The organism is Streptomyces sp. NPDC034670 (genome assembly GCF_055574875.1).
The window spans coordinates 113,385-138,462 of the sequence record NZ_JBVITR010000014.1 but is presented as its reverse complement, the minus strand read 5'-3'; the positions used below and the strand labels follow the sequence as shown (position 1 = coordinate 138,462).

The window sequence follows — 25,078 nt, the reverse complement described above, 5'->3', positions numbered from 1 at the left end:
CAGGATGTTCTGGACCGTCTCCTTGCCCAGGTAGTGGTCGATCCGGAAGACCTGTTCCGGGGCGAACACCTCGTGGACGATCGCGTTCAGCTCCTCGGCCGACCTCAGGTCGTGGCCGAAGGGCTTCTCGATCACCGCGCGCCGCCAGGAGCCGTTCCGCTGGTCGGCCAGTCCGTGCTTCTTCAGCTGCTGGATGACCACCGGGAAGGAGCGCGGCGGCACGGAGAGGTAGAAGGCGAAGTTGCCGCCCGTCCCCTGGGCCTTGTCCAGCTCCTCGATCGTGGCGCGCAGCCGCTCGAAGGACTCGTCGTCGTCGAAGGTGCCCTGCACGAACCGCATGCCCTGGATGAGCTGCTGCCAGACCTCCTCGCGGAAGGGGGTGCGGGCGTGCTCCTTGACCGCGTCGTGGACCACCTGGGCGAAGTCCTCGTCCGCCCACTCGCGGCGGGCGAAGCCGACCAGGGAGAAGCCCGGCGGCAGCAGGCCGCGGTTGGCGAGGTCGTACACGGCCGGCATCAGCTTCTTGCGCGACAGGTCGCCCGTCACGCCGAAGATGACCAGGCCCGACGGCCCCGCGATGCGCGGGAGCCGCCGGTCCGCCGGATCACGCAGCGGGTTGCTGCTGGACAACGTGTCAGCCCTCCGCGGGGGCGAGGCGCCGCAGCTCCGCCTCGGTCGACTTCAGCAGGTCGTTCCAGGAGGCCTCGAACTTCTCGACGCCCTCCTCCTCGAGGAGCTGGACCACGTCGTCGTACTTGATGCCGAGCCGCTCCACCGCGTCGAGGTCGGCGCGGGCCTGCTCGTAGGTCCCGGCGACGGTGTCGCCAGTGATCTCGCCGTGGTCCTCGGTGGCCAGCAGGGTGGCCTCCGGCATGGTGTTGACCGTGTTGGGGGCGACCAGCTCGGTGACGTACATGGTGTCCTCGTACGCCTTGTCCTTCACACCGGTGGAGGCCCACAGCGGACGCTGCTTGTTGGCGCCCTCGCGCTCCAGCGCGCTCCAGCGGTCCGAGGAGAAGACCTCCTCGTACGCCTGGTAGGCGAGGCGGGCGTTGGCGACGGCGGCCTTGCCGCGCAGCGCCTTGGCCTCGTCGGTGCCGAGCGCGTCGATCCGCTTGTCGATCTCGGTGTCCACGCGGGAGACGAAGAACGACGCCACGGAGTGGATCTTCGACAGGTCCAGGCCGCGCTCCCGGGCCTTCTCCAGGCCGGTCAGGAACGCGTCCATGACCTTGCGGTAGCGCTCCAGGGAGAAGATCAGCGTCACGTTGACGCTGATGCCCAGGCCGATGGTCTCGGCGATCGCCGGGATGCCGGCCTCGGTCGCCGGGATCTTGATGAGGGTGTTGGGCCGGTCCACCAGCCAGGCCAGCTGCTTGGCCTCGGCGACGGTGGCGCGGGTGTCGTGGGCCAGGCGCGGATCGACCTCGATGGAGACCCGGCCGTCCCGGCCGTCGGTGGCGTCGAAGACCGGACGCAGGATGTCGGCGGCGTCGCGGACGTCCGCCGTGGTGATCATGCGGATGGCCTCCTCGACGGTGACCCTGCGGGCGGCGAGGTCGGCGAGCTGCGTGTCGTAGCCGTCACCCTCGCTGATCGCCTTCTGGAAGATCGTCGGGTTGGTGGTGACGCCCACGACGTGCTGCTGGTCGATCAGCTCGGCGAGGTTGCCGGACGTGATCCGCTTGCGCGACAGGTCGTCCAGCCAGATCGCGACGCCTTCCTCGGAGAGGCGCTTGAGTGCGTCTGTCATGGAAATTCCATCTCCTACGTGTCGTATGTGAGCGTCAGCGCCGCGCTGCGGCGATCGATTCCCGTGCGACGGCGGCCACGTTCTCGGCGGTGAAACCGAACTCCTGGAACAGCACCTTGCCGTCCGCCGACGCGCCGAAGTGCTCCAGGGACACGATGCGGCCCGCGTCCCCCACGTACTTGTGCCAGGTGAGCCCGATGCCCGCCTCGACCGCGACGCGCGCCTTCACGGACGGCGGCAGGACGCTGTCCCGGTACCCCTGGTCCTGCTCCTCGAACCACTCGACCGACGGCATGGACACCACGCGCGTCGGCACACCGGCGGCCTGGAGCTGCTCGCGCGCCCCGACGGCGACGTGCACCTCGGAACCGGTGGCGATCAGGATCACCTCCGGCTCCGTGCTCTGCCCGGAGGGCCCCTCGGCCTCGAACATGACGTAGCCGCCGCGCGCCGCGTCCTCGTTCGGCTCGTACGTCGGCACGCCCTGGCGGGTGAGGGCCAGACCGTGCGGGGTGCCCTTGCCGAACTCCTTGGTCCAGCGCTTGAGGATCTCGCGCCAGGCGATCGCGGTCTCGTTCGCGTCGGCCGGACGGACGACGTTCAGACCCGGGATCGCGCGCAGCGAGGCCAGGTGCTCGACGGGCTGATGGGTCGGGCCGTCCTCGCCCAGGCCGATGGAGTCGTGCGTCCACACGTACGTCACCGGCAGGTGCATCAGCGCCGACAGGCGCACCGCGTTGCGCATGTAGTCGGAGAACACCAGGAAGGTGCCGGCGTAGATCCGGGTGTTGCCGTGCAGCGCGATGCCGTTCATCTGTGCGGCCATGGCGTGCTCGCGGATGCCGAAGTGGATCGTGCGGCCGTACGGGTCCGCCTCGGGCAGCGGGTTGTCCGCCGGGAGGAACGACGACGTCTTGTCGATCGTCGTGTTGTTGGAGCCGGCCAGGTCGGCCGAACCGCCCCACAGCTCCGGGATCACCGCGCCGAGCGCCTGGAGCACCTTGCCGGAGGCGGCGCGGGTGGCGACGCCCTTGCCCGGCTCGAAGACCGGGAGCTTGTCCTCCCAGCCCTTGGGCAGCTCGCCGGCCGCGATGCGGTCGTACTCGGCCGCGCGCTCCGGGTTGCGGCTCCGCCACTCCTGGAACGACTTCTCCCACTGCGCGCGGGCCTGCCTGCCCCGCTCCAGCGCCTTGCGGGTGTGGCCGATGACCTCGTCGGAGACCTCGAAGGTCCGCTCCGGGTCGAAGCCCAGGACGCGCTTGGTGGCCGCCACCTCCTCGTCGCCCAGCGCCGAGCCGTGGGCGGCCTCGGTGTTCTGCGCGTTCGGGGCCGGCCAGGCGATGATCGAGCGCATCGCGATGAAGGACGGCCGGTCGGTGACCTTCTTCGCCTCCTGGATCGCGTCGAAGATCGCGTCCGGGTCCAGGTCGCCGTCCGGCTTCGGGGCCACCCGCTGCACGTGCCAGCCGTAGGCCTCGTACCGCTTGACGGTGTCCTCGGAGACGGCCGTCTCGGTGTCGCCCTCGATCGAGATGTGGTTGTCGTCCCACAGCAGGACCAGGTTGCCGAGCTTCTGGTGGCCGGCCAGCGAGGACGCCTCGGCGGAGATGCCCTCCTGCAGGCAGCCGTCGCCGGCGATGCAGTAGACGAAGTGGTCGAAGGGGGACTCGCCCGGGGCGGCCTCCGGGTCGAACAGGCCGCGCTCGTAGCGGGCGGCCATCGCCATGCCGACGGCGTTGGCGACGCCCTGGCCCAGCGGGCCGGTCGTCGTCTCCACGCCCTTGGTGTGCCCGTACTCCGGGTGGCCCGGGGTCTTCGAGCCCCAGGTGCGGAAGGACTTCAGGTCGTCCAGCTCCAGACCGAAGCCGGCCAGGTACAGCTGGGTGTAGAGGGTCAGGGACGAGTGGCCGGCCGACAGCACGAAGCGGTCGCGGCCCACCCAGTCGGGGTCCGACGGGTCGTGCCGCATCACCTTCTGGAAGAGGGTGTAGGCGGCAGGCGCCAGGCTCATCGCCGTACCCGGATGGCCGTTTCCGACCTTCTGTACGGCATCGGCGGCCAGGACGCGGGCGGTGTCGACGGCCCGCTGGTCCAACTCGGTCCACTCGAGGTCTGTGGTGGTCGGCTTGGTGCTCACCCTGGGTCAGGGCTCCTCTCCACATGTCGGATGCCGGTGTCTGCCCACCGGCGTGGTCGAGCCTACCCCCGTGGGACGTGCGTTTTTCCTGGTCGTTCCAGAGTGTGGGAACTCCCGTGGATCCGCCTCCTGACTAGGTCGTCCGCCCGTTCGGCAGATGAATACGCAGCCGCTCATCCGGGTGCTCAATCGAGCTGGGAAGTGCCCCTCGGAGACCGTCGTCCAACACGACCGGACCCCCGGGGATGTGCGGGTCTGGGCAACGTCTACAGTGGCGTGGTACGCGCGAGCCACGACCGCCGTTCCCGAGCGGGGCTTGCTGGGATGTCTCTGTAGGGGTGTGCGTGACGGCCGTTGAATCCCGTCCAGCGGGAATGCTCGGGACGAGCCAGAGCCCGGCCCATCGGCCGTTCAGGGCGCGTGTCATGGCGTTCGTGGCTCTCACCAAGCCGCGGATCATCGAGCTGCTGCTCATCACCACCGTCCCGGTGATGTTCCTGGCGCAGCGGGGTGTGCCCGACCTGGGGCTGGTGCTGCTGACCTGCGTCGGCGGCTACCTGTCGGCGGGCGGTGCCAACGCGCTCAACATGTACATCGACCGCGACATCGACGCGCTGATGGACCGCACCTCCCAGCGCCCGCTGGTGACCGGCATGGTCAGCCCGCGCGAGTGCCTGGTCTTCGGCATCACCCTGGCGGTCGCCTCGACGCTGCTGTTCGGCCTCACCGTCAACTGGCTGTCGGCCTGGCTCGCCCTCGGCGCGCTCCTGTTCTACGTCGTCGTCTACACGATGATCCTCAAGCGGCGCACGGCGCAGAACATCGTGTGGGGCGGCATCGCGGGCTGCATGCCGGTGCTGATCGGCTGGACGGCGGTGACGAACTCGCTGGCGTGGGCCCCGGTCGTCCTCTTCGTGGTCATCTTCTTCTGGACGCCGCCGCACTACTGGCCGCTGTCGATGAAGGTGAAGGACGACTACGCGCGCGTGGGCGTGCCGATGCTGCCGGTCGTCGCCGGCAACAAGGCGGTCGCCAAGCAGATCGTGATCTACAGCTGGGTCATGGTCGCCGTGTCGCTGCTGCTCACCCCGCTGGGCTACACCGGCTGGTTCTACACCGCGGTCGCCCTGGCCGCGGGCGGCTGGTGGCTGTGGGAGGCGCACGCGCTGCAGAACCGCGCGAAGGCCGGGGTGACCGGCGCCAAGCTCAAGGAGATGCGCCTGTTCCACTGGTCCATCACCTACGTGTCGCTGCTCTTCGTGGCGGTCGCGGTGGACCCGTTCCTGCGGTGACCGCCCCGGGCGGAGCCGGGGGGGGGGGGGGGGGGGGGGGGGGGGGGGGGGGGGGGGGGGGGGGGGGGGGGGGAGGGGGGGGGGGGGGGGGGGGGGGGGGGGAGAGGAANNNNCGTACGCCCCCCCCCCCCCCCCCCCCCCCCCCCCCCCCCCCCCCCCCCCCCCCCCCCCACCTCCCCCCCCCCCCCCCCCCCCCCCCCCCCCCGTCGCCGTTCGGGCTACCCGTCGGTAGCATCCTGGTCATGGCAGACACGCAGCAGGTGGACCCGAAGGCCGAGCAGAAGGCGGCCCGGCTCGCCCGGCAGATCAGCGGCTTCGCCGAGGCGCACGGCGGCGCCGAGGGGCAGATCGCCTACCTCGGCCAGCGCGGCGCCCGGATCGTGCTCGTCGGCGAGGACGGCGGCTGGGGCGACCTGGTCGCGCCCTCCTACGCGATCGCCCAAAAGGCGGCCGAGAAGGCGGGGATCACCGTCCACGAGGACTTCGACGGCGAGCTCGCGGCCAAGGTCAGGACCGGCCCGTACGAGTGGAGCCGGATGGCGGGCATCCAGGTGGGCGGCCCCTCCAACGACTGACCGGCCCGGACCGACCGGCCCGGCCGCGGAACCTCCGCGCCGTCCGGGCGCCCCGACGGGTGGACCGGCGCGGCGCCCGGACGCGGCCCGGACGGATCGGTCCGCCGCCCCCGCAGGACACCGGTACTGCCACGGCGTACCGCGCACCGAGCCGGGCCCCGGGAACGCCGGGGCCCGGCTCGGTGCACACCGGGGTCCGCCCGTCCCCCCGGCACCACGCCCCTCGGCACCCGGGCCGGGTTCGCGGTACGCCGTCGGCGCCCGCCCGCCCCGGAGCCGCACGGCCCGCCCGTCCGTGGAGCGCGACCGCCCCGGTCCGTGCCCTGCCCCCGCACGCCGGAGCCGCCCTCGTGCGCACCGGCGGCCGTGCGGCGGCCGTCCCCGCGCGGACTCCCGGACCCCGGCCCTCCGGCAGCGCGAAGGGCCGGGACCCCTGGGGGTCCCGGCCCTCGTCGGCAGGTTCCGGCCCGTCCGCCGTCCGGGGAACCGGATGAATCAGATGAACCGGGGGGAAGCGAGACGCCCGGGCGCGCCGGGCGCGGGCGCCCGCCCGCCTACGCCCTGGCCAGGGACGTCTCGGCCGCCGGACCCGGCGTCCCGGTCACCGCCTCCGGACGCTCGCGCAGCGACAGCAGGACCCGGAGCACCCAGATCCACATCACGCACGAGCCGAACATGTGCAGGCCGACCAGGACCTCGGGGAGGTCGGTGAAGTACTGCACGTAACCGATCGCCCCCTGCGCGAGGATGATCAGGAACAGCTCGCGGGTGCGGTCCAGCGGGCCCTTGGGGGCGTCGACCGCCTTGAGGACGAACCACAGGGCGAACGCCAGCGTCACCACGATCCACGCCAGCACCGCGTGCAGCTTGCTGACCGTCTCCCAGTCGACCGGCATCCGCTCGACCTCGCTGGAGTCGCCCGCGTGCGGACCCGCGCCGGTCACCACCGTGCCGACCGCGATCAGCAGCACGGACACGGCCACCATGCACCACACCAGCTGCCGCACGGCCTGGCCGACCAGCGGACGGGGCTCCCCGTCGCCCTCCCGGGCGCGGTGCCACATCACGGTGGCGACCGCGATCAGCGCCGAGGAGAGCAGGAAGTGCGCCGCGACCGTGTACGGGTTCAGGCCGACGAGCACCACGATGCCGCCGAGGACCGCGTTGCCCATGACGATCCAGAACTGCGCCCAGCCCAGCCGGGTCAGGCGGCGCCGGTAGGGCTTCTGCGACCGTGCGGCGACGATCGCCCAGCCGACGGCGGCGCACAGCACGTAGGTCAGCAGGCGGTTGCCGAACTCGATGACGCCGTGCAGGCCCATCTCGCTGGTCGTGGTGAACGATTCCGCGGTGCACTTGGGCCAGGTGGGGCAGCCCAGGCCGGAGCCGGTCAGCCGCACGGCGCCGCCGGTGACCACGATGACCACCGACATGACGAGCGCGGTGAGGGCCGCCCGCCGGACCGTCCGGGGGTCCGGGGTCCAGCGCGCGGCGATGAAGGCGAGCGGGTTGCGCACGGCCGCCGAGGCGTCGGCGCGAGTCACGTTTGGCACGCGTCCCATCGTAGGACGCGGCTTGTGCACGCTTTCACGAGGGTCGCCCGCGCCGCGCCCCCGGGCTCACTCCCAGCGGAAGAACCTCCCGGCGGCCGCGAGCCCCGCGACCGCCCAGACGGCGAGGATCCCGAGGTCGCCCCACGGCATCCCGGCCCCGTGCTGGAGCACGTCCCGCAGTCCCCCCGAGAGCGCGGAGATCGGCAGCAGGCCGAGCACGTCCTGCGCCGCGCCGGGGAACTTGTCCAGCGGCACGACCACCCCGCCGCCGACGAGCAGCAGCAGGAACACCAGGTTGGCGGCGGCCAGCGTCGCCTCGGCCTTCAGGGTGCCGGCCATCAGCAGGCCGAGCCCGGAGAAGGCGGCGGTGCCCAGCACCAGCAGCAGGAGCACCGGGAGCGGTCCGCCCCGCGGCGACCAGCCGAGCAGGAGGGCGATCACCGTCACGAGGAGGACCTGGAGGACCTCGGTGACCAGTACGGACAGGGTCTTCGCGGTCATCAGGCCCCAGCGCGGCAGCGGGGACGACGCCAGTCGCTTCAGCACCCCGTACCGGCGCTCGAAGCCGGTCGCGATGGCCTGCCCGGTGAACGCCGTCGACATCACGGCGAGCGCCAGGACGCCCGGGGCGAGGAAGTCCACCGTCTCGCCCGCGCCGGTGTCCACGATGTCCACGGTGCTGAACAGCACCAGCAGCAGGGTGGGGATGACCACCGTCAGCAGCAGCTGCTCGCCGTTGCGCAGCAGCATCCTCGTCTCGAGCGCGGCCTGCGCGGCGATCATGCGGGGCAGCGGCGCCGCGCCCGGCTTCGGTGAGTAGGTGCCGGTGGCCGTCATGAACGCAGCTCCTTGCCGGTCAGCTCCAGGCCGTGCCGTCCCGGGGGGCGACCCCCGGACCCCCGGCCGATCCGGGTGTGGGCCGACGTCATGAGCGCAACTCCTTGCCGGTCAGCTCCAGGCCGTGCCGTCCCGGGGGGCGACCCCCGGACCCCCGGCCGATCCAGGTGTGGGCCGACGTCATGAGCGCAACTCCTTGCCGGTCAGCTCCAGGAAAACGTCTTCGAGGGTGTGCCGTTCCACCGAGATCCGGTCCGGCATCACCCCGTGCTGCGCGCACCAGGAGGTGACGGTGGCGAGCAGCTGCGGGCCGACCTCGCCGACGACCCGGTACGAGCCGGGGGTCACCTCGGCGGCCGAGGAGCCGTCGGGCAGGGCCTTCAGCAGGGAGACCACGTCCAGGCCGGGGCGGCCGGTGAAGCGGAGCGTGTTCTCGGCGCCGCCCCGGCACAGCTCCTCGGGGGAGCCCTGGGCGACGACCCGGCCGGCGTCGATGATCGCGACGTCGTCGGCGAGCTGTTCGGCCTCGTCCATGTAGTGGGTGGTGAGGATCACGGAGACGCCGTCGGCGCGCAGGTCCCTCACCAGGTCCCAGGTGGCGCGGCGGGCCTGCGGGTCGAGACCGGCCGTGGGCTCGTCCAGGAACACCAGCTCGGGGCGCCCGACCACGGCCATCGCCAGCGCGAGGCGCTGCTGCTGGCCGCCGGAGAGCCGCCGGTACGTCGTACGGCCGCAGGAGCCGAGCCCGAGCCGCTCGATCAGCGCGTCCACGTCCAGCGGGTGCGCGTGCAGCTTCGCGACGTGCCGGAGCATCTCGTCGGCCCGCGCGCCCGAGTAGACGCCGCCGGACTGGAGCATCACCCCGACGCGGGGCCGCAGCGCCGCCGCGTCCCGCACCGGGTCGAGGCCCAGGACGCGCACCGTGCCGGAGTCCGGCCGCCGGTACCCCTCGCACGTCTCGACCGTGGTCGTCTTGCCCGCCCCGTTCGGGCCGAGCACGGCGGTCACGCCCGGCCGGGCCACCAGGTCGAGGCCGTCCACCGCGGTCTTCGTGCCGTACCGCTTCACCAGGGCCTGGACCTGGACCACGGGCTCACTTCGCATGGGTCACGAGTCTAGGGAGGAGGCGGGCGCCCCCGGCCGCGGGGTTCCGGACTCCTCCGCCCCGGGGCCGGCGGCCGCGACCGCCGGCCGGCGCGCGCCGCCGCCCGACACCGCCGGGCCGGTCGGCCGAAGATCGTTTCCGCAGGTCGCATTAGGTCTGCCTAAGTGACGCAGCGCACCACCGGGCCGTCCGGGCGCGGCTTGCCCGGCTCGGACGAATTACGCAACAATGGTGTTGTGAAATACGGCGCAGCAGCGACAGGGCCTCCCCACGAGGAGCTGGCGACCGGTGAGCGGTCCACCCGCAACCGGGTCGCCCGCTCCATCCTGGACCACGGCCCGTCGACCGTCGCCGAGCTGGCCGAGCGACTCGGGCTCACCCAGGCGGCCGTACGCCGGCACCTGGACGCGCTGGCCGCGGACAACGTCGTGGAGGCGCGTGAACGACGGGTCTACGGCGCGCGCACGCGCGGGCGCCCGGCCAAGGTGTTCGCCCTCACCGACTGCGGGCGGGACGCCTTCTACCAGTCCTACGACCAGCTCGCCGTGGACGCCCTGCGCTGGATCGGCGAGAAGGAGGGCGGCGGCGAGGCGATCGCCGCGTTCGCCCGGGCCCGGATCGCCGCGCAGGCGGGTGCCTACCGCAAGGCGGTCGAGTCCGTGCCGCCCGAGAAGCGGACGGAAGCACTGGCCAAGGCGCTCAGCGCGGACGGGTACGCTGCAACGGCGCGCAGCGCGCCCCACCCCGAGCGGGGCGAGCAGCTCTGCCAGCACCACTGCCCGGTCGCCCACGCCGCCGAACAGTTCCCGCAGCTGTGCGAGGCCGAGACGGAATTTTTCGCCGAACTCCTCGGTACACACGTACAGCGGCTGGCGACCATCGCGCACGGCGACGGCGTCTGCACGACGTTCATCCCCAAGATTTCCCACCACGCATCCGCAAGCACGTCCGGGAGGAACCCCGCATGACTCTCCCCACGGAGACTGCCCACCCCGAGCTCGAGGGCCTGGGCAAGTACGAATACGGCTGGGCCGACCGTGACGACGCCGGTGCGTCGGCGCGCCGCGGCGTGGACCAGGACGTCGTCCGGGACATCTCCGCGAAGAAGGACGAGCCGGAGTGGATGACCAAGCTCCGCCTCAAGGGCCTGCGCCTGTTCGAGAAGAAGCCCATGCCGAACTGGGGCTCCGACCTCTCCGGCATCGACTTCGACAACATCAAGTACTTCGTGCGCTCCACGGAGAAGCAGGCCCAGTCCTGGGAGGACCTCCCCGAGGACATCAAGAACACCTACGACAAGCTGGGCATCCCCGAGGCCGAGAAGCAGCGCCTCGTCGCCGGTGTCGCCGCCCAGTACGAGTCGGAGGTCGTCTACCACCAGATCCGCGAGGACCTGGAGGAGCAGGGCGTCATCTTCCTGGACACCGACACCGCCCTGAAGGAGCACCCCGAGCTCTTCAAGGAGTACTTCGGCACGGTCATCCCGGCCGGCGACAACAAGTTCGCCGCGCTGAACACCGCCGTGTGGTCCGGCGGCTCCTTCATCTACGTGCCGCCGGGCGTGCACGTGGAGATCCCGCTCCAGGCCTACTTCCGGATCAACACCGAGAACATGGGCCAGTTCGAGCGGACCCTGATCATCGTCGACGAGGGCGCCTACGTGCACTACGTCGAGGGCTGCACCGCGCCGATCTACAAGTCGGACTCGCTGCACTCCGCGGTCGTCGAGATCATCGTCAAGAAGAACGCCCGCTGCCGCTACACGACCATCCAGAACTGGTCGAACAACGTCTACAACCTGGTCACCAAGCGCGCCGTGGCCTACGAGGGCGCGACCATGGAGTGGGTCGACGGCAACATCGGCTCCAAGGTGACGATGAAGTACCCGGCCGTCTACCTGATGGGCGAGCACGCCAAGGGCGAGACCCTGTCCATCGCCTTCGCCGGCGAGGGCCAGCACCAGGACGCGGGCGCCAAGATGGTCCACATGGCCCCGAACACCTCGTCCAACATCGTCTCCAAGTCGGTGGCGCGCGGCGGCGGCCGCACCTCCTACCGCGGTCTGATCGAGATCGGCGAGGGCGCCCCGGGCTCGAAGTCCAACGTGCTGTGCGACGCGCTGCTCGTGGACACCATCTCCCGCTCGGACACCTACCCCTACGTGGACGTCCGTGAGGACGACGTGTCCATGGGCCACGAGGCGACCGTCTCCAAGGTCTCCGAGGACCAGCTCTTCTACCTGATGAGCCGCGGCCTGTCCGAGGACGAGGCGATGGCGATGATCGTGCGCGGCTTCGTCGAGCCGATCGCCAAGGAGCTGCCGATGGAGTACGCCCTCGAGCTCAACCGGCTGATCGAGCTGCAGATGGAAGGCGCGGTCGGCTAAGGCACCACGCCGTTCCGTCAAGCCCCTTACGCAAAGGAAAGCGAGCACTACGACAGCCATGGCTGAGGCTCAGAACATCCCGGTGGGCTCCACCACCACCGGTTCGATCGCGGTCGCCGCCGAGTCGACCGTCGCCACCCGCATGAGCGCGCCCCCGTCCTTCGACGTGGCGGACTTCGCCGTCCCCCACGGCCGCGAGGAGGAGTGGCGGTTCACCCCGCTGGAGCGGCTGCGCGGCCTGCACGACGGCACCGCCACCGCCACCGGCGAGGGCGTCAAGGTCACCGTCGAGGCGCCCGAGGGCGTCACCGTCGAGACCGTCGGCCGCGACGACGCGCGGCTCGGCCGCGCGGGCACCCCGGTGGACCGGGTCGCCGCCCAGGCGTACTCCGCCTTCGAGCAGGCCTCGGTCGTGACCGTGCCGAAGGAGACCGTCCTCACCGAGCCGATCCGCATCGCGGTGCACGGCGAGGGCGGCACCGCCTACGCCCACCAGGTGATCGAGCTCGGCGCCTTCGCCGAGGCCGTCGTGGTCATCGACCACACGGGCGACGCGGTGCTCGCCGCCAACGTCGAGTACGTCCTCGGCGACGGCGCCCGGCTGACCGTCGTCTCCGTGCAGGACTGGGACGACAAGGCGGTGCACGCGGCCCAGCACGACGCGCTCGTCGGCCGCGACGCCTCCTTCAAGTCGGTGGTCGTCACCTTCGGCGGCGACCTCGTCCGGCTGCACCCGCGCGTCACCTACGCCGGCCCCGGCGGCGAGGTCGAGCTGTTCGGCCTGTACTTCACCGACGCCGGCCAGCACCAGGAGCACCGCCTCCTGGTCGACCACAACGTCCCGCACTGCAAGTCCAACGTCGTCTACAAGGGCGCGCTCCAGGGCGACGACGCGCACGCCGTGTGGATCGGTGACGTGCTCATCGAGGCCGCGGCCGAGGGCACCGACACCTACGAGATGAACCGCAACCTGGTCCTCACCGACGGCGCCCGCGTCGACTCGGTCCCCAACCTGGAGATCGAGACCGGCGAGATCGTCGGTGCCGGCCACGCCTCCGCGACCGGCCGCTTCGACGACGAGCAGCTCTTCTACCTGATGGCCCGCGGCATCCCGGAGAAGGACGCCCGCCGCCTGGTGGTCCGCGGCTTCTTCGCCGAACTGGTCCAGCAGATCGGCGTCCCGGACATCGAGGAGCGTCTGATCGCCAAGATCGAGGAGGAGCTGGAGGCGGCGGTCGCATGACCTTCCGACGCGCCTGCGGACTGGGCGAGCTGGAGGAGGACACCCCGAAGCGGGTGGAACTCGACGGCACGCCGGTCTCCCTCGTGCGGACCGAGGGCGAGGTGTTCGCGATCCACGACATCTGCTCGCACGCGAACGTCTCCCTCTCGGAGGGCGAGGTGGACGACTGCCACATCGAGTGCTGGCTGCACGGCTCGCGTTTCGACCTCCGTTCCGGCAAGCCCGACGCCCCCCCGGCGACGCGCCCCGTCCCCGTATACCCCGTAAAGATCGAAGGGGACGACGTGCTCGTCTCCCTCACCCAGGAGTCCTGAGGCACCCATGGCAACGCTTGAAATCCGAGACCTGCACGTCACCGTCGAGGCCGACAACGCCACGAAGGAGATCCTCAAGGGCGTCGACCTCACCGTGAAGCAGGGCGAGACGCACGCCATCATGGGCCCCAACGGCTCGGGCAAGTCGACCCTCGCCTACGCGCTCGCCGGTCACCCCAAGTACACCGTCTCCGGCGGCACCGTCACCCTCGACGGCGAGGACGTCCTGGAGATGTCCGTCGACGAGCGCGCCCGCGCCGGCCTGTTCCTCGCCATGCAGTACCCGGTCGAGGTCCCCGGCGTCTCCGTCTCCAACTTCCTGCGCACCTCCGCCACCGCCATCCGCGGCGAGGCCCCCAAGCTGCGCACCTGGGTGAAGGAGGTCAAGGAGGCCATGGAGCGCCTCAACATGGACCCGGCCTTCGCCGAGCGCAACGTCAACGAGGGCTTCTCCGGCGGTGAGAAGAAGCGCCACGAGATCCTCCAGCTCGAACTGCTCAAGCCGAAGGTCGCGATCCTCGACGAGACCGACTCCGGCCTGGACGTCGACGCCCTGCGCGTCGTCTCCGAGGGCGTCAACCGCGTCCGCGAGTCCGGCGACGTCGGCACCCTGCTGATCACGCACTACACGCGCATCCTGCGCTACATCAAGCCCGACCACGTCCACGTGTTCGCGAACGGCAGGATCGTCGAGTCCGGCGGCGCCGAGCTCGCGGACAAGCTGGAGAACGAGGGCTACGAGGCATACGTGAAGGGTGGCGCATCCGCGTGACACAGCTGCCGGGCCTCCTCGACACCGAGGCGATCCGCAAGGACTTCCCCGCCCTGGACCGCGTCGTCCACGACGGCCGGAAGCTCGTGTACCTGGACAACGCGGCGACCAGCCAGAAGCCGCGCCAGGTGCTGGACGCCCTGAGCGAGTACTACGAGCGCCACAACGCCAACGTCCACCGCGGTGTGCATGTGCTCGCCGAGGAGGCCACGGCGCTGTACGAGGGCGCGCGCGACAAGGTGGCGGAGTTCGTCAACGCGCCGAGCCGCGACGAGGTGATCTTCACCAAGAACGCCTCCGAGTCCCTCAACCTCGTGGCGAACATGCTCGGCTGGGCCGACGAGCCCTACCGGGTGGACCACGAGACCGAGATCGTCATCACGGAGATGGAGCACCACTCCAACATCGTGCCGTGGCAGCTGCTCGCGCAGCGCACGGGCGCGAAGCTGAAGTGGTTCGGGCTCACCGACGACGGCCGGCTCGACCTGTCGAACATCGACGAGGTCATCACCGAGAAGACGAAGATCGTCTCCTTCGTGCTGGTGTCCAACATCCTGGGCACGGTCAACCCGGTCGAGGCCATCGTGCGCCGCGCCCAGGAGGTCGGTGCCCTGGTCTGCGTCGACGCCTCCCAGGCCGCGCCGCACATGCCGCTGGACGTCCAGGCCCTCCAGGCCGACTTCGTGGCCTTCACCGGCCACAAGATGTGCGCTCCGACCGGCATCGGCGTCCTGTGGGGCCGCCAGGAGCTGCTGGAGGACCTGCCCCCGTTCCTCGGCGGCGGCGAGATGATCGAGACCGTGTCGATGAGCTCCTCGACGTACGCCCCCGCCCCGCACAAGTTCGAGGCGGGCACCCCGCCGATCGCCCAGGCGGTCGGTCTCGGCGCGGCGATCGACTACCTGTCGTCGATCGGCATGGACAAGATCCTCGCCCACGAGCACGCGATCACCGAGTACGCGGTCAAGCGCCTGGCCGAGGTCCCGGACCTGCGCATCATCGGCCCCGCCACGGCCGAGGAGCGCGGCGCCGCGATCTCCTTCGTGCTGGGGGACATCCACCCGCACGACGTGGGCCAGGTCCTCGACGAGCAGGGCATCGCGGTCCGCGTCGGCCACCACTGCGCGCGGCCGGTCTGCCTGCGGTACGGAATTCCCGCGACCACGCGAGCGTCCTTCTATCTGTACTCCACGCCGGCCGAGGTCGACGTCCTGGCCGAGGGCCTGGAGCACGTACGGAACTTCTTCGGATGAGGGGCTGAGGCGTGAAGCTGGACTCCATGTACCAGGACGTGATTCTGGACCACTACAAGAACCCGCACGGGCGGGGCTTGCGGGACGGCGACGCCGAGGTGCACCACGTCAATCCGACGTGCGGCGACGAGATCACGCTGAGGGTGAAGTACGAGGGCACGACCGTCAGCGACGTCAGCTACGAGGGGCAGGGCTGCTCCATCAGCCAGGCCAGCGCCTCCGTGCTGAACGAGCTGCTGGTCGGCAAGGACCTGCCTGAGGCGCAGCGGATCCAGGAGACCTTCCTGGAGCTGATGCAGTCCAAGGGCAAGGTCGAGCCCGACGACGCGATGGAGGAGATCCTGGAGGACGCGGTCGCGTTCGCCGGGGTGTCCAAGTACCCGGCCCGGGTCAAGTGCGCCCTCCTCAGCTGGATGGCGTGGAAGGACGCGACGGCCCAGGCACTGGGCGCCGACGCCGAAAGGACTACGGCATGAGCGAGACCGTGGAGATGAAGCCGGCCTCGGAGGAGGAGCTCCGCGAGGCCCTGATGGACGTCGTCGACCCCGAACTGGGCATCGACGTCGTCAACCTCGGCCTGATCTACGGCATCCACGTCGACGACTCCAACGTGGCGACCGTCGACATGACCCTGACCTCCGCGGCCTGCCCGCTGACGGACGTCATCGAGGACCAGGCGAAGTCCGCCACGGACGGCCTGGTCAGCGAGTTGCGGATCAACTGGGTCTGGATGCCGCCGTGGGGCCCCGACAAGATCACGGACGACGGCCGTGAGCAGCTCAGGGCGCTCGGCTTCAACGTCTGAGACGCACGGCACCACGACACGCGCAACGGCGACGCCTTCGGGCGTCGCCGTTGCGCGTGGGGCCGGCCGCCGTTGTGTACGCTCGTACACATGGGATACCTGCTGCTGGCCGGCGCGATCGTCGCCGAGGTGTGCGCCACCACCGCCATGAAGTACAGCGACGGCTTCAGCAAGCTGTGGCCCTCGCTGCTGACGCTGCTCGGATACGTCGTCTCCTTCGCCCTGCTCGCGCAGACGCTGCGCACCGTCGCCGTCGGCACGGCCTACGCCATCTGGGCCGGGGTGGGCACCGCCGCCATCGCGACGATCGGCGTCCTGTTCCTCGGCGAGGGGCTGACCGCGGCCAAGGCCGCCGGCATCGCGTTGATCATCGTGGGCGTGGTGGTGCTGAACCTGGGCGGTGCGCACTGATGGCCCGGCGCCACGACCCCGAACGGCGGCAGCGGATCATCGACGCGGCGATCCGGGTGGTGGGCAGGAGCGGCATCGCCGGCCTCAGCCACCGCAGCGTCGCCGCCGAGGCCGACGTGCCGCTCGGCTCCACGACGTACCACTTCGCGACGCTCGACGAGCTGATGGTCGCCGCCCTGCGGCAGACGAACGAGGGCTTCGCCAAGGTGATCGCCTCGCGCGGCGGCCTGGAGGACCCGCGGACCGACCTGGCGAGCGGACTCGCCGCGCTGATGGGCGAGTGGCTGGCCGGTGAACGCACCGGCGTGGAGCTGGAGTACGAGCTGTACCTCGCCGCCCTGCGCCGCCCCGCCCTGCGCCCCGTCGCGGCCGAGTGGTGCGAGGGCGTCGCCGAGCAGCTGTCCGGCCGCACGGACCCGGTCACCGCCCGCGCCGTGGTCGCCCTGATGGACGGCATCTGCCTCCAGGTCCTGCTCACCGGCCGGCCCTACGACGAGGAGTACGCCCGGGAGATGCTGGCGCGCGTCATCGCCCGGACGTGAGCGCCCTCCCCGTCCGGCGGCGTGCGGCCCGGCACGGGGGACGGCCGGTTCGCATCGCCGGGCTCCCGCCGGTTAGGTTGCCCTCATGACCGACACGACTGCTCACAGCACCACCGGCGCCGTGGCCGCCGGCCTCGCCACCGTCGCCGCCGACGGCACCGTCCTCGACACCTGGTTCCCCGCGCCCGAACTCACCGCCGAGCCCGGCCCGTCCGGCACCGAGCGGCTCTCCGCCGAGCGGGCCGCGGAACTCCTGGGCGGCGGCGCGGCCGCGGCGATCGGCCCGGACGCCCGCCGCGGCGTCGAGGTCGTCGCGGTCCGCACGGTCATCTCCTCGCTCACCGAGAAGCCCCTCGACGCGCACGACGTCTACCTGCGCCTCCACCTGCTCTCGCACCGCCTGGTCAAGCCGCACGGCCAGAACCTGGACGGCGTCTTCGGCTTCCTCGCCAACGTCGCCTGGACCTCGCTCGGCCCGGTCGCCGTGGACGACGTCGAGAAGGTGCGGCTCAACGCCCGCGCCGAGGGCCTGCACCTCCAGGTGACCTCGATCGACAAGTTCCCCCGCATGACGGACTACGTCGTCCCCAAGGGTGTCCGCATCGCCGACGCCGACCGGGTCCGCCTCGGCGCCCACCTCGCCGAGGGCACCACCGTCATGCACGAGGGCTTCGTCAACTTCAACGCCGGCACGCTCGGCACGTCGATGGTCGAGGGCCGCATCTCCGCCGGGGTCGTGATCGGCGACGGCTCGGACATCGGCGGCGGCGCCTCCACCATGGGCACGCTCTCCGGCGGCGGCAACGTCGTCATCTCCGTCGGCGAGCGCTGCCTGATCGGCGCCGAGGCGGGCGTCGGCATCGCCCTCGGCGACGAGTGCGTGATCGAGGCCGGCCTCTACGTCACCGCCGGCACCCGCGTCACCCTGCCCGACGGCCAGGTCGTCAAGGCCCGCGAGCTGTCCGGCGCCTCCCACATCCTCTTCCGCCGCAACTCCGTCACCGGCACGGTCGAGGCCCGTCCGAACAACGCGGTCTGGGGCGGCCTGAACGAGGTCCTGCACAGCCACAACTGACCGGCGTCCGGCCGCGGTCCGCGGCCGCCCCGCCGACCCGCGGCCGGCCCCGGTCGCCGCCGAGCGCCCTCTCACGGCCCGAGCACGGCTCGGGAGGGCGCTTCGGGTTCCCGACGCCGGTCCCGGCCCGGCCGGCCGGGTCCGGTCAGGCGGTCGTACACCGCCCTGAGCCCGTCGGCGGTCGCGCGGTCGGCGGGCCTCAGGGGCGGGCGGACCGGGCCCGCGGGCAGGCCCAGCGAGGCGAGCAGGGCCTTCGCCGTGACCGTGCCGGGGAGGCCGCCGGCCGTCATCGCCTCGATGAGGGCGGTCGCCCGGTGCTGGAGCCGGGCCGCCCGGGCGGTCTCGCCGGCGTCGAAGGCGTCCAGGACGGCGCGCGGGTGGTCCGGCACGGCGTTCGCGACCGTGCTGACGCAGCCCGCGCCGCCGACCGCGTACAGGGCCAGGACGTGCTCGTCGCAGCCCGCGTAGTACGCGAGGTCCGTGCGCGACATGACCTTCTGGGCGGCGAGGAAGTCGTACGAGCAGTCCTTGACCGCCGCGATCCGCGGGTGCCCGGCGAGACGGAGCAGGGTGTCGGGCTCGATGCGGACGCCCGTGCGGGCCGGGATGTCGTACAGGACGAGGGGGAGCTCCGTGGCGTCCGCGACCTCGCGGAAGTGCGCCTCGACCGCGTCCTGCGGGGGGCGGCTGTAGTACGGGGCCGCCACCAGGAGGCCGTCGGCGCCGGCCTTCTCGGCCGCGCGGGCCAGCTCGACGGTGTGGCGGGTGTCGGGGGTGCCGACGCCCGCGACGACCGACGCGCGGTTCCCCACCGCCTGGCGCACCGCCGCGACGAGGGACGACTTCTCCGCGTCCGTGGTGGTGGGGGACTCCCCCGTGGTGCCGGAGAGGACCAGGCCGTCGCAGCCGCGGGCCACCAGGTGGTCGGCCAGCCGCTGGGCGCCGTCGAGGTCGAGCGCGCCGGCGGGGGTGAACGGGGTGACCATCGCGCACAGGGCGCGGCCGAGGGGGCGCGCCGAGGGAGAGGGGGGTGCCGAGGAGACCATGGGAGCAGTCTCGGCGGTTTCACCGTGAAGGTCCACTTACCGTTCCTGTGCGGTACCGGTAAGCGGTGCTGTCGAATCGAGGAGGGCGGGAGGTGTTCCCCGCCCCGTCCGGGAGCGGTAGTGAGGGCCGGGCGCGGGTACCCGGAATCCCCCGACCGAGAGGAGGCGGTACACCGTGACCGGGACCATCGACCAACGGCCGGTCCGCGACGAGCACCACAGCGTGGGCGAGCTCGTCGGGCAGGCCACCGAACAGCTCTCACGGCTCGTACGGCAGGAAATGGCCCTCGCCAAGGAGGAGCTGTCCGAGAAGGGCCGCCGTGCCGGGCGCGGCGGCGGGATGCTGGGTGCGGCGGGGGCGTTCGCCTACGCGGGGCTGCTCGCGCTGGCCGGCACGGCCGTCGCCGCCCTCTCGCTGGTGCTGCCCGTGTGGGCGGCGGCGCTGATCGTCACGGCGCTGCTGTTCGCCGTCGCGGGCGTGCTGGCCGCCGCCGGCCGCAGCCAGCTGCGCCGGGCCACGCCGCCCAAGCCCGAACGGACGATGGGCAGCGTGCGGGCCGATGTGGAGGAGATCAAGGGAAGGGCGCACCGATGACGCAGGACGTGACGCGCGCGGGTTCGCACAGGGACGCGGGCGCGGAGGCCGCCCGGGGGGCGAAGGGGCCGGACGAGCTGCGCCGGCAGATCGAGCAGACCCGGCACGAACTCGGTGACACCGTGGAGCAGTTGGCGGGCAAGATGGATGTCAAGGGGCGGGCCCGGGCCCGGGCGGAGGACCTCCGGGACAAGGCCGGGGCGATGACCGTGCAGCTGCGCAGCAGCGCCGCCCACGCGGGGCGGGCGGGGTCGCGGTACCGGCAGCCGACGCTGGTCGCCGGGGCGGTGGCCGCAGTGGTCGCCGCGGCGAGCGTGGCGGTGCGGCGGTACGGGGGGACGGGTGCCGCGTGGACGCGCCGGCCCGTGGTGGGCCGGACGAGGCCGGGTGCGAGCAGGTGGGGGCGCGCGTCCCGGGCCCGCCGTCCGGTGGCGCCCGTGCGCCGTGCGCTGGCCGGCCTGAGGTCCGGCTGAGGCCGGAGCTTGACCTGAAGTCCGGTTGAGGTCGCAGGGTGGGGTCGTCGCGTTCGCCGAGCAGTGGAGGCAGCCATGACCCGTCGTACGGACCGCCACCCCGACCCCGCCGATCCCCGTGTCGGCGCGCCGTTCTTCAGCACCTGGCGGGTGGGGGCGCCCGAGCGGCAGGAGGAGGCCGCCGAGGCGATCGGACGGACCTGGGAGCGGCGGGCCTGGCCGGCCCCCGGGCTGCTCGGGTACCACGTCTACGCCGGGGAGGACGGGCAGACGCTGCTGCACTACTCGCAGTGGACGAGTGAGCAGGCGTACGAGGCGTTCGTGAAGACGCACCGGCAGGAGCGGGTGGACGAGATCGACACCGCCGTGCCGGGCATCGAGCGGGTGGCGCTGCACCGGTACCGGCGCTACCGCAGCGCCGCGCGCGAGCAGGGTCGGGTCCCCGGGTGCGTGGTGATCGTCGACGTGGAGTTCGAGGGGGCGGACCCCGAGCGGCTGCGGGACTGGACCGATGCCGTTCTCGAGGCTCTGGAGAGCGAGCCCGCCCCGCACCCCGGAGGGATCTCCGCCCACTTCCACCTGGGGACCGACGGGACCCGGGTGCTCAACTACGCCGAGTGGGAGAGCGCCCGGGCGCACGCCGACGCGCTGGCGGCGCCCGGCGACGGGGTCGGCTCGGCGACCGCCGCGTGGCGGCGGGTGCGGGAGTGGCCCGGGCTGAGGAGCAGCACCGTGCGGCGGTACCGGCACGTTCTCGGGCTGGTGCCGCCGCACGGGTGAGCCGGTCAGGGGCAAAAGCGCAGGACCTGCGGGTCGTGGTCGCTGATCTGGTCGTGGAACTCGGCGTTGATGTGCACGCTGTCGTAGTCGAACGCGCCGCGGCGGATCGACGGGCTGATCAGGATCTGGTCCAGCACCTGGCTGTTGCCCTGGTGGACGTAGGAGTAACGCTCGCTGCGGGGAAGGGACCTGATCGCCGACCAGAGGGTCCCGCCGCCCTCGAGGATCCCGGTCGTCCGGGAGAACTCGAAGTCGTTGAGGTCGCCCAGGGCGACGACGGCCGCGTTCTTCTGCGCCTTGAGGATCTTCGCGGTGAAGTCGTGGACCGCCTGCGCCTGGAGGTGGCGCTGGGCCTCCGAGCCGCGGGACGGCGGCTGGTACCGCGAGGTGAGGCCCTGGTCGCCGCCCTTGGAGGCGAAGTGGTTGGCGATCACGATGACCGTGCGGCCGCGGAAGACGAACTCCCCGGCCAGCGGCTTGCGGCTGTTCTCGAAGGCCGCGGACGCCGGGGCGACGCGGCCGGGGGAGACCGTCAGGGCCGCCTTGCCGCGGATCCTGGTGACGCCGGCGGCCGTGGTGGCGTCGCCGCCCGGGCGGTCGGTGAAGGAGACCCGCTCCGGGTCGAACAGGAACACCTGGCGGATGTTGCCCCCGGGCTCGCCGCCGTCGGCCTTGTCGGCCGGGTCGACCGAGCGCCAGTCGTAGCGCGGGCCGCCGGCCGCCTCGACGGCGTCGATCAGCCTGCCCACCGTCACGTCGGCGGCGACCGTACCGTCGTCGGTGGCGCCGTTGTTGTCCTGGATCTCCTCCAGGGACACGATGTCGGGGGACCTGAGGTTGTCCACGATCGCGGCGGCGTGCGCGGCGAAGGTGTCGTCGGCGGGGTCGAGGTTCTCGACGTTGTACGTGGCGACCGAGAGCTCGCCGGCGTGCTGCCTGCGGGTCGTCTCGCGCCGCAGGCCGCCCTTCTCCAGGGTGCCGAGCTCGTTCGCCACCAGGGTGTAGCCGCCGTACTGGTTGTAGTCCAGGGGGCCCGCGGTGGTGCCGGCGAGGGTGTCGCCGACGTTCGCGTCGGGGAAGTCCGCGGCGGCGCCCAGGGACTGGATCTGGAGGCGGCCGGTGTTCGGGTCGTCGTAGGAGCCGTAGACCGTGCCGCCGCGCCGGTTGCGGTTCTCCCGGGGCTTCACCGTGACCCAGAGTTCGGTGTACGGGTCGGTGGCGCCCACCACGCGGGTGTCGGACACCTGGACGTTCATGCCCTCCAGGGACTCGTAGCGGTCCAGGGCGTACGCGGAGGGGCGCAGCGGCAGGGCGTCGATCGAGCCGTTCGCGGCGGGGTCGCCGGCCGGGGCGTAGGCGGCGGGCACGGACCGCGCGTCGACGACGGCGGGGGCCGGGACCGGGTTGCCGCCGGAGACGACCGTGAAGGAGGGGCGCGTGATCTGGGTGACGGACTGGTTGCCGGAGGAGGCGCCGCCCGGGACGTACTCCGTGACCGTGCCGGAGACGGTGACGGCGTCGCCCACGGCCACGCCCTTCGGGGTCGCGTTCGTGAAGACGAACACGCCCTCGCTGGTGGCGGGGTCGGCGTCCGGGACCGGGTCCTGGATCCAGAAGCCCCGGGAGGAACCGTAGGTGCGGACGCCGGTGACGATTCCCGCCACGTCGGCGACCTGCCGGCCGGCGTACGGGGATATGCGGGTGTCGCCCTGGATGTCGTGGACGCGCACGCCGTCGGCGTGCGCGGGGGAGGTGACCAGGACGGTGGACGCCGCGCAGCACGCGGCGGCGACGGTGAGCGCGGCGAGGCGCGCGGACGGCTTGCTCGGCAACGGGATTCCCTCCGGGAACAGGTGGAGCGCCGGGATGAGGACGGAGCGCGGACGGCGGGGCCGCGACCGGCGGGGCGGTGCGGCGCGCACGGGGACGACGGGGCGCGGCCGGTTCCCCGGAGGCCCGGTGTACAACTGTCCGCCGACTTCTACGCGCGTCAATCTCCAGCCTCGCCGGGCCACTTGTCAAGGTTTCGGCCACGTGCGGACGCCGGAGGGCAGATGAAGCGGGCGGCATGGGTGGAAATCCGTCTAGGCTGAGCGGCTGAGTCGTTGGAGACAGACGTCCAGTAGGAGAACCGCCCTGATGTCAGACAGCTCCCCCCTGCCGCCGGCGCGGCTGCACCCCGAAGCGGAGCTGGCGCGTGACGCGCTGTCCACCCCGTTGCTCTCCCGGGCCGCCCGGCTCGCCCGCTGGGCCGGGCCCCGGACCAGGGTCGACGCCGGCGGCGGGCTCGTCGAGGAGCAACTGCCGGAGGCGGCCGAGGTCCTGGGACTGACCGGGCAGGACGCCGCGGCCGACGCCGGTGAGGCCTGGCGCGTCGCCCTGGACACCGGGCTCGTCGAGGTGACCGACGAGGAGGAGGGGACGGTCGCGGCGGGCGCCGGCCTGGCACTGCTCACCGGGGGATCGCCGCGGGACGCGCTCGGGGTGTGGCTCGCCGCCCTGGAGGCGGTGCTCGCCGACGCGAGCGTGCCCGACCTGGGCGGGCTCGTCGACGCCGTCGCCGCGGGGGACGGGTCCGCGGAGCTCGGCCTCGGCTTCCTGCACGGGAGCCCCGAGGCCGAGGCGGAGTTCCTCGACGGCGTGCTCGGCAACCTGTACCTGCTGACGGTCGGCGAGGAGGGGGCCGCGGGGGCGCCGGTGCCGCTGCCCGCGCTGGCCGCGTCCGTGCTCGCCCCCGGCGACATGGCCGAACCGACCGACGAGGTCCTCCAGCAGGTGTCGGACGCCATGGTGCGGCTGGACGGCCGGTTCCGCACGCTGGAGACGGTGGGACTCGTGGAGTACCGGCCGGTGGACGAGGCGGTGCTGACCGGCGCCGACGACGGGCCGGCGGCGCCGGTGGACGACACCGACGTCTCCCGCTACGGCATGGTGCGGCTGACCCCGCTCGGACTGTACGGACTGCGCGCCCGGCTGCTGGAGGCCGGCTTCGACGCCCCGGCGGTCGGGGACCTCGCGGACAAGGGCGCCGACGCGCTGCTCGACGGCACGGCTGCCTTCCCGCCGGCGGCGGCCCACGCGGAGACCGAGCACTGGCTGAACCGGCGTGAACCGCTCGACGCCGCACGGGAACTGCTGTCCGCGGCGCGCGGGGCGGACGAGGGCGCGCCGCTGCGGCGGCTGCGCTGCCAGCAGGCGCTGTCGCTGGTCGGCGCCTCGGCCGAGCCGGCCCTGCGGGAGGTGCTCGACGACGCCGAACTCGGCGGGCTGGCACGGGTCTGGCTGACCGAGCACGGAGCGGCCGACGTACCGCCCCCCTCCGAGGCCATGGTCTTCTGGCTGACCATCGACACGGTGGCCGCCCAGCTCGCGGCCGAGGGCAACTCCGAGGAACTGCGCGACCTGGTGGAGGGACTGGCGAGCCGGCACGGCGGCTTCTTCGACACGGCCTGGCGGGTGGACCACCCGGCCACGGCGGACGTGCTGGAGGCGATGGGCCGGCTGCACCCGGACAGGAGGATCGCCAAGGAGGCCCGGAAGGCGGCCTTCAAGGCCCGGTCGCAGCACGGGGGCTGAACCGCGGCCGGCGGTCCGCCGGCCGCCCGGGCACGCCTCGCGGTTCACCCGGGCGGGGTGCGGCGCGACCCCCCGGGTGCGGACGGTGTTCAGGCGCGGGCGGAAGGGTGGCGCCGCACGGACTCCGCCCCCGCCACGGCCTGCCGGCCGTCACCGCAGACCCCATGCCGCTCACCCGCAGGGACGTCGCCGGGAACTCCGCGATCACCGGTGCCGGTGTCGCACCGGTGGGCGGCGCCGGGGTCCTCTCCTGCGCGCCCCAGGCCCTCGCGGCCGTCGACGCCGAGAGCGGGCGCGCGTACCCCGTCGCCCGCGACGAGCTGGACATCGGCACCGCACGGGAGCCGGAGTTCGGCGGGTTCACCGGGGTCACCTTCCCGCCCGACGGGAGGACCCTGTACGCCGGCATCCGGGAACCGGGCCTCACGCTCGCCGTCACCGGGCCGGGGAAGCGACAGCGGCGCCGCTGACCCCGGGCGGGTGGGGGGGGGGGGGGGGGGGCGGGGGGGGGGGGGGGGGGGGGGGGAGGGAGGGGGGGGGGGGGGTGGCCCCTTC

General features: G+C 72.5%; 25 protein-coding genes and 1 pseudogene. 18 read left to right on the top strand and 8 right to left on the bottom strand.

Annotated elements, in window-relative coordinates; all coding sequences use genetic code 11:
- The 3 genes from ACZ56B_RS13255 to tkt form a co-directional block, all read right to left on the bottom strand.
- Positions 1–630: glucose-6-phosphate dehydrogenase (locus tag ACZ56B_RS13255; RefSeq protein ID WP_468789338.1), on the bottom strand; the 630-nt coding region annotated here is incomplete at its 3' end.
- Positions 631–634: 4 nt separating this feature from the next.
- On the bottom strand, positions 635–1,753 hold the full coding sequence (gene tal / locus ACZ56B_RS13250; RefSeq protein WP_468789336.1) for a transaldolase: 1,119 nt from the start codon (positions 1,751–1,753) through the stop codon (positions 635–637).
- A gap of 34 nt (positions 1,754–1,787) precedes the next feature.
- Entirely contained in the window at positions 1,788–3,890 is a 2,103-nt protein-coding gene (tkt, locus tag ACZ56B_RS13245; RefSeq protein ID WP_468789334.1) for a transketolase, read from the bottom strand.
- Positions 3,891–4,228: 338 nt separating this feature from the next.
- On the opposite strand from tkt, the gene ACZ56B_RS13240 reads away from it, so the two are divergent.
- Together ACZ56B_RS13240 and ACZ56B_RS13235 are read left to right on the top strand one after the other, a co-directional pair.
- Positions 4,229–5,182 (top strand): heme o synthase, encoded by a 954-nt coding sequence (locus ACZ56B_RS13240; RefSeq protein WP_468789332.1) that lies wholly within the window; start codon positions 4,229–4,231, stop codon positions 5,180–5,182.
- A gap of 242 nt (positions 5,183–5,424) precedes the next feature.
- Entirely contained in the window at positions 5,425–5,757 is a 333-nt protein-coding gene (locus ACZ56B_RS13235; protein ID WP_468789330.1) for a hypothetical protein, read from the top strand.
- Between the two features lie 554 nt (positions 5,758–6,311).
- On the opposite strand, the gene ACZ56B_RS13230 is transcribed toward ACZ56B_RS13235, so the two are convergent.
- From ACZ56B_RS13230 to ACZ56B_RS13220, 3 genes are all read right to left on the bottom strand, one after another.
- A complete protein-coding gene (locus ACZ56B_RS13230) occupies positions 6,312–7,319 on the bottom strand; it encodes a COX15/CtaA family protein (protein ID WP_468789328.1) in 1,008 nt (335 codons plus the stop codon).
- Positions 7,320–7,376: 57 nt separating this feature from the next.
- Positions 7,377–8,147 (bottom strand): ABC transporter permease, encoded by a 771-nt coding sequence (locus ACZ56B_RS13225; RefSeq protein WP_468789326.1) that lies wholly within the window; start codon positions 8,145–8,147, stop codon positions 7,377–7,379.
- Positions 8,148–8,327: 180 nt separating this feature from the next.
- Entirely contained in the window at positions 8,328–9,251 is a 924-nt protein-coding gene (locus ACZ56B_RS13220) for an ABC transporter ATP-binding protein (RefSeq protein ID WP_468789324.1), read from the bottom strand.
- Between the two features lie 237 nt (positions 9,252–9,488).
- On the opposite strand from ACZ56B_RS13220, the gene ACZ56B_RS13215 reads away from it, so the two are divergent.
- The 11 genes from ACZ56B_RS13215 to dapD all read left to right on the top strand — a co-directional run bounded on the left by ACZ56B_RS13215 (position 9,489) and on the right by dapD (position 18,053).
- Positions 9,489–10,220 carry a helix-turn-helix transcriptional regulator gene (locus tag ACZ56B_RS13215; protein ID WP_468789322.1) on the top strand — a complete coding sequence of 244 codons (732 nt, stop codon included), beginning with the start codon at positions 9,489–9,491 and terminating at the stop codon, positions 10,218–10,220.
- On the top strand, positions 10,217–11,638 hold the full coding sequence (sufB, locus tag ACZ56B_RS13210) for a Fe-S cluster assembly protein SufB (RefSeq protein WP_468789320.1): 1,422 nt from the start codon (positions 10,217–10,219) through the stop codon (positions 11,636–11,638). Before ACZ56B_RS13215 ends, sufB begins: the two co-directional genes overlap by 4 nt.
- A 58-nt stretch (positions 11,639–11,696) precedes the next feature.
- On the top strand, positions 11,697–12,881 hold the full coding sequence (gene sufD, locus ACZ56B_RS13205) for a Fe-S cluster assembly protein SufD (protein ID WP_468789318.1): 1,185 nt from the start codon (positions 11,697–11,699) through the stop codon (positions 12,879–12,881).
- Complete coding sequence (locus ACZ56B_RS13200) at positions 12,878–13,195, top strand: non-heme iron oxygenase ferredoxin subunit (protein WP_468789316.1); 318 nt, start codon at positions 12,878–12,880, stop codon at positions 13,193–13,195. The genes sufD and ACZ56B_RS13200 overlap by 4 nt, the downstream gene beginning before the upstream one ends.
- Positions 13,196–13,202: 7 nt before the next feature.
- Complete coding sequence (gene sufC / locus ACZ56B_RS13195) at positions 13,203–13,967, top strand: Fe-S cluster assembly ATPase SufC (protein ID WP_468789314.1); 765 nt, start codon at positions 13,203–13,205, stop codon at positions 13,965–13,967.
- Entirely contained in the window at positions 13,964–15,220 is a 1,257-nt protein-coding gene (locus ACZ56B_RS13190; RefSeq protein WP_468789312.1) for a cysteine desulfurase, read from the top strand. The genes sufC and ACZ56B_RS13190 overlap by 4 nt, the downstream gene beginning before the upstream one ends.
- Before the next feature lie 11 nt (positions 15,221–15,231).
- Complete coding sequence (sufU, locus tag ACZ56B_RS13185) at positions 15,232–15,696, top strand: Fe-S cluster assembly sulfur transfer protein SufU (protein WP_468789310.1); 465 nt, start codon at positions 15,232–15,234, stop codon at positions 15,694–15,696.
- The gene (locus ACZ56B_RS13180) at positions 15,693–16,025 is read left to right on the top strand and encodes a metal-sulfur cluster assembly factor (protein ID WP_004989638.1); all 333 of its coding nucleotides are present in this window, start codon (positions 15,693–15,695) and stop codon (positions 16,023–16,025) included. Before sufU ends, ACZ56B_RS13180 begins: the two co-directional genes overlap by 4 nt.
- A 90-nt stretch (positions 16,026–16,115) precedes the next feature.
- Positions 16,116–16,436 (top strand): DMT family transporter, encoded by a 321-nt coding sequence (locus ACZ56B_RS13175; RefSeq protein WP_468789308.1) that lies wholly within the window; start codon positions 16,116–16,118, stop codon positions 16,434–16,436.
- Positions 16,436–16,978: a TetR/AcrR family transcriptional regulator gene (locus ACZ56B_RS13170; RefSeq protein WP_468789306.1), complete on the top strand. Its 543-nt coding sequence runs from the start codon at positions 16,436–16,438 to the stop codon at positions 16,976–16,978. Before ACZ56B_RS13175 ends, ACZ56B_RS13170 begins: the two co-directional genes overlap by 1 nt.
- A gap of 85 nt (positions 16,979–17,063) precedes the next feature.
- Positions 17,064–18,053, top strand: coding sequence for a 2,3,4,5-tetrahydropyridine-2,6-dicarboxylate N-succinyltransferase (gene dapD / locus ACZ56B_RS13165; RefSeq protein ID WP_468789305.1), 990 nt, complete (start codon positions 17,064–17,066; stop codon positions 18,051–18,053).
- 71 nt (positions 18,054–18,124) lie between these two features.
- Here the strand turns inward: dapD and dapA are convergent, their stop codons facing one another.
- Positions 18,125–19,099, bottom strand: a complete 975-nt coding sequence (gene dapA, locus ACZ56B_RS13160; RefSeq protein WP_468789303.1) for a 4-hydroxy-tetrahydrodipicolinate synthase — start codon at positions 19,097–19,099, stop codon at positions 18,125–18,127.
- A 175-nt stretch (positions 19,100–19,274) separates the two neighbouring features.
- Here dapA and ACZ56B_RS13155 point away from each other — a divergent pair, with 175 nt between their 5' ends.
- The 3 genes from ACZ56B_RS13155 to ACZ56B_RS13145 all read left to right on the top strand — a co-directional run bounded on the left by ACZ56B_RS13155 (position 19,275) and on the right by ACZ56B_RS13145 (position 20,947).
- Positions 19,275–19,694: a phage holin family protein gene (locus ACZ56B_RS13155; protein WP_468789301.1), complete on the top strand. Its 420-nt coding sequence runs from the start codon at positions 19,275–19,277 to the stop codon at positions 19,692–19,694.
- Positions 19,691–20,167: a DUF3618 domain-containing protein gene (locus tag ACZ56B_RS13150; protein ID WP_468789299.1), complete on the top strand. Its 477-nt coding sequence runs from the start codon at positions 19,691–19,693 to the stop codon at positions 20,165–20,167. The genes ACZ56B_RS13155 and ACZ56B_RS13150 overlap by 4 nt, the downstream gene beginning before the upstream one ends.
- Positions 20,168–20,242: 75 nt before the next feature.
- Positions 20,243–20,947, top strand: coding sequence for an antibiotic biosynthesis monooxygenase (locus ACZ56B_RS13145; protein ID WP_468789297.1), 705 nt, complete (start codon positions 20,243–20,245; stop codon positions 20,945–20,947).
- 5 nt (positions 20,948–20,952) lie between these two features.
- Here the strand turns inward: ACZ56B_RS13145 and ACZ56B_RS13140 are convergent, their stop codons facing one another.
- Positions 20,953–22,779, bottom strand: a complete 1,827-nt coding sequence (locus ACZ56B_RS13140) for an endonuclease/exonuclease/phosphatase family protein (RefSeq protein WP_468789295.1) — start codon at positions 22,777–22,779, stop codon at positions 20,953–20,955.
- A gap of 307 nt (positions 22,780–23,086) precedes the next feature.
- Here ACZ56B_RS13140 and ACZ56B_RS13135 point away from each other — a divergent pair, with 307 nt between their 5' ends.
- Positions 23,087–24,523, top strand: a complete 1,437-nt coding sequence (locus ACZ56B_RS13135) for a hypothetical protein (protein WP_468789293.1) — start codon at positions 23,087–23,089, stop codon at positions 24,521–24,523.
- 284 nt (positions 24,524–24,807) lie between these two features.
- Positions 24,808–24,993 (top strand): annotated as a pseudogene (locus ACZ56B_RS13130) (Tat pathway signal sequence domain protein); the annotation flags it as partial.
- Positions 24,994–25,078 lie beyond the last annotated feature (85 nt).

Coding starts and splice junctions, on each gene's coding strand:
- tal (WP_468789336.1), bottom strand. CDS start 1,753: ATGACAGACGCACTCAAGCGCCTCTCCGAGGAAGGCGTCGCGATCTGG.
- ACZ56B_RS13235 (WP_468789330.1), top strand. CDS start 5,425: ATGGCAGACACGCAGCAGGTGGACCCGAAGGCCGAGCAGAAGGCGGCC.
- ACZ56B_RS13230 (WP_468789328.1), bottom strand. CDS start 7,319: ATGGGACGCGTGCCAAACGTGACTCGCGCCGACGCCTCGGCGGCCGTG.
- ACZ56B_RS13225 (WP_468789326.1), bottom strand. CDS start 8,147: ATGACGGCCACCGGCACCTACTCACCGAAGCCGGGCGCGGCGCCGCTG.
- ACZ56B_RS13220 (WP_468789324.1), bottom strand. CDS start 9,251: ATGCGAAGTGAGCCCGTGGTCCAGGTCCAGGCCCTGGTGAAGCGGTAC.
- sufB (WP_468789320.1), top strand. CDS start 10,217: ATGACTCTCCCCACGGAGACTGCCCACCCCGAGCTCGAGGGCCTGGGC.
- sufD (WP_468789318.1), top strand. CDS start 11,697: ATGGCTGAGGCTCAGAACATCCCGGTGGGCTCCACCACCACCGGTTCG.
- ACZ56B_RS13200 (WP_468789316.1), top strand. CDS start 12,878: ATGACCTTCCGACGCGCCTGCGGACTGGGCGAGCTGGAGGAGGACACC.
- sufC (WP_468789314.1), top strand. CDS start 13,203: ATGGCAACGCTTGAAATCCGAGACCTGCACGTCACCGTCGAGGCCGAC.
- ACZ56B_RS13180 (WP_004989638.1), top strand. CDS start 15,693: ATGAGCGAGACCGTGGAGATGAAGCCGGCCTCGGAGGAGGAGCTCCGC.
- ACZ56B_RS13175 (WP_468789308.1), top strand. CDS start 16,116: ATGGGATACCTGCTGCTGGCCGGCGCGATCGTCGCCGAGGTGTGCGCC.
- ACZ56B_RS13170 (WP_468789306.1), top strand. CDS start 16,436: ATGGCCCGGCGCCACGACCCCGAACGGCGGCAGCGGATCATCGACGCG.
- dapD (WP_468789305.1), top strand. CDS start 17,064: ATGACCGACACGACTGCTCACAGCACCACCGGCGCCGTGGCCGCCGGC.
- dapA (WP_468789303.1), bottom strand. CDS start 19,099: ATGGTCTCCTCGGCACCCCCCTCTCCCTCGGCGCGCCCCCTCGGCCGC.
- ACZ56B_RS13150 (WP_468789299.1), top strand. CDS start 19,691: ATGACGCAGGACGTGACGCGCGCGGGTTCGCACAGGGACGCGGGCGCG.
- ACZ56B_RS13145 (WP_468789297.1), top strand. CDS start 20,243: ATGACCCGTCGTACGGACCGCCACCCCGACCCCGCCGATCCCCGTGTC.
- ACZ56B_RS13135 (WP_468789293.1), top strand. CDS start 23,087: ATGTCAGACAGCTCCCCCCTGCCGCCGGCGCGGCTGCACCCCGAAGCG.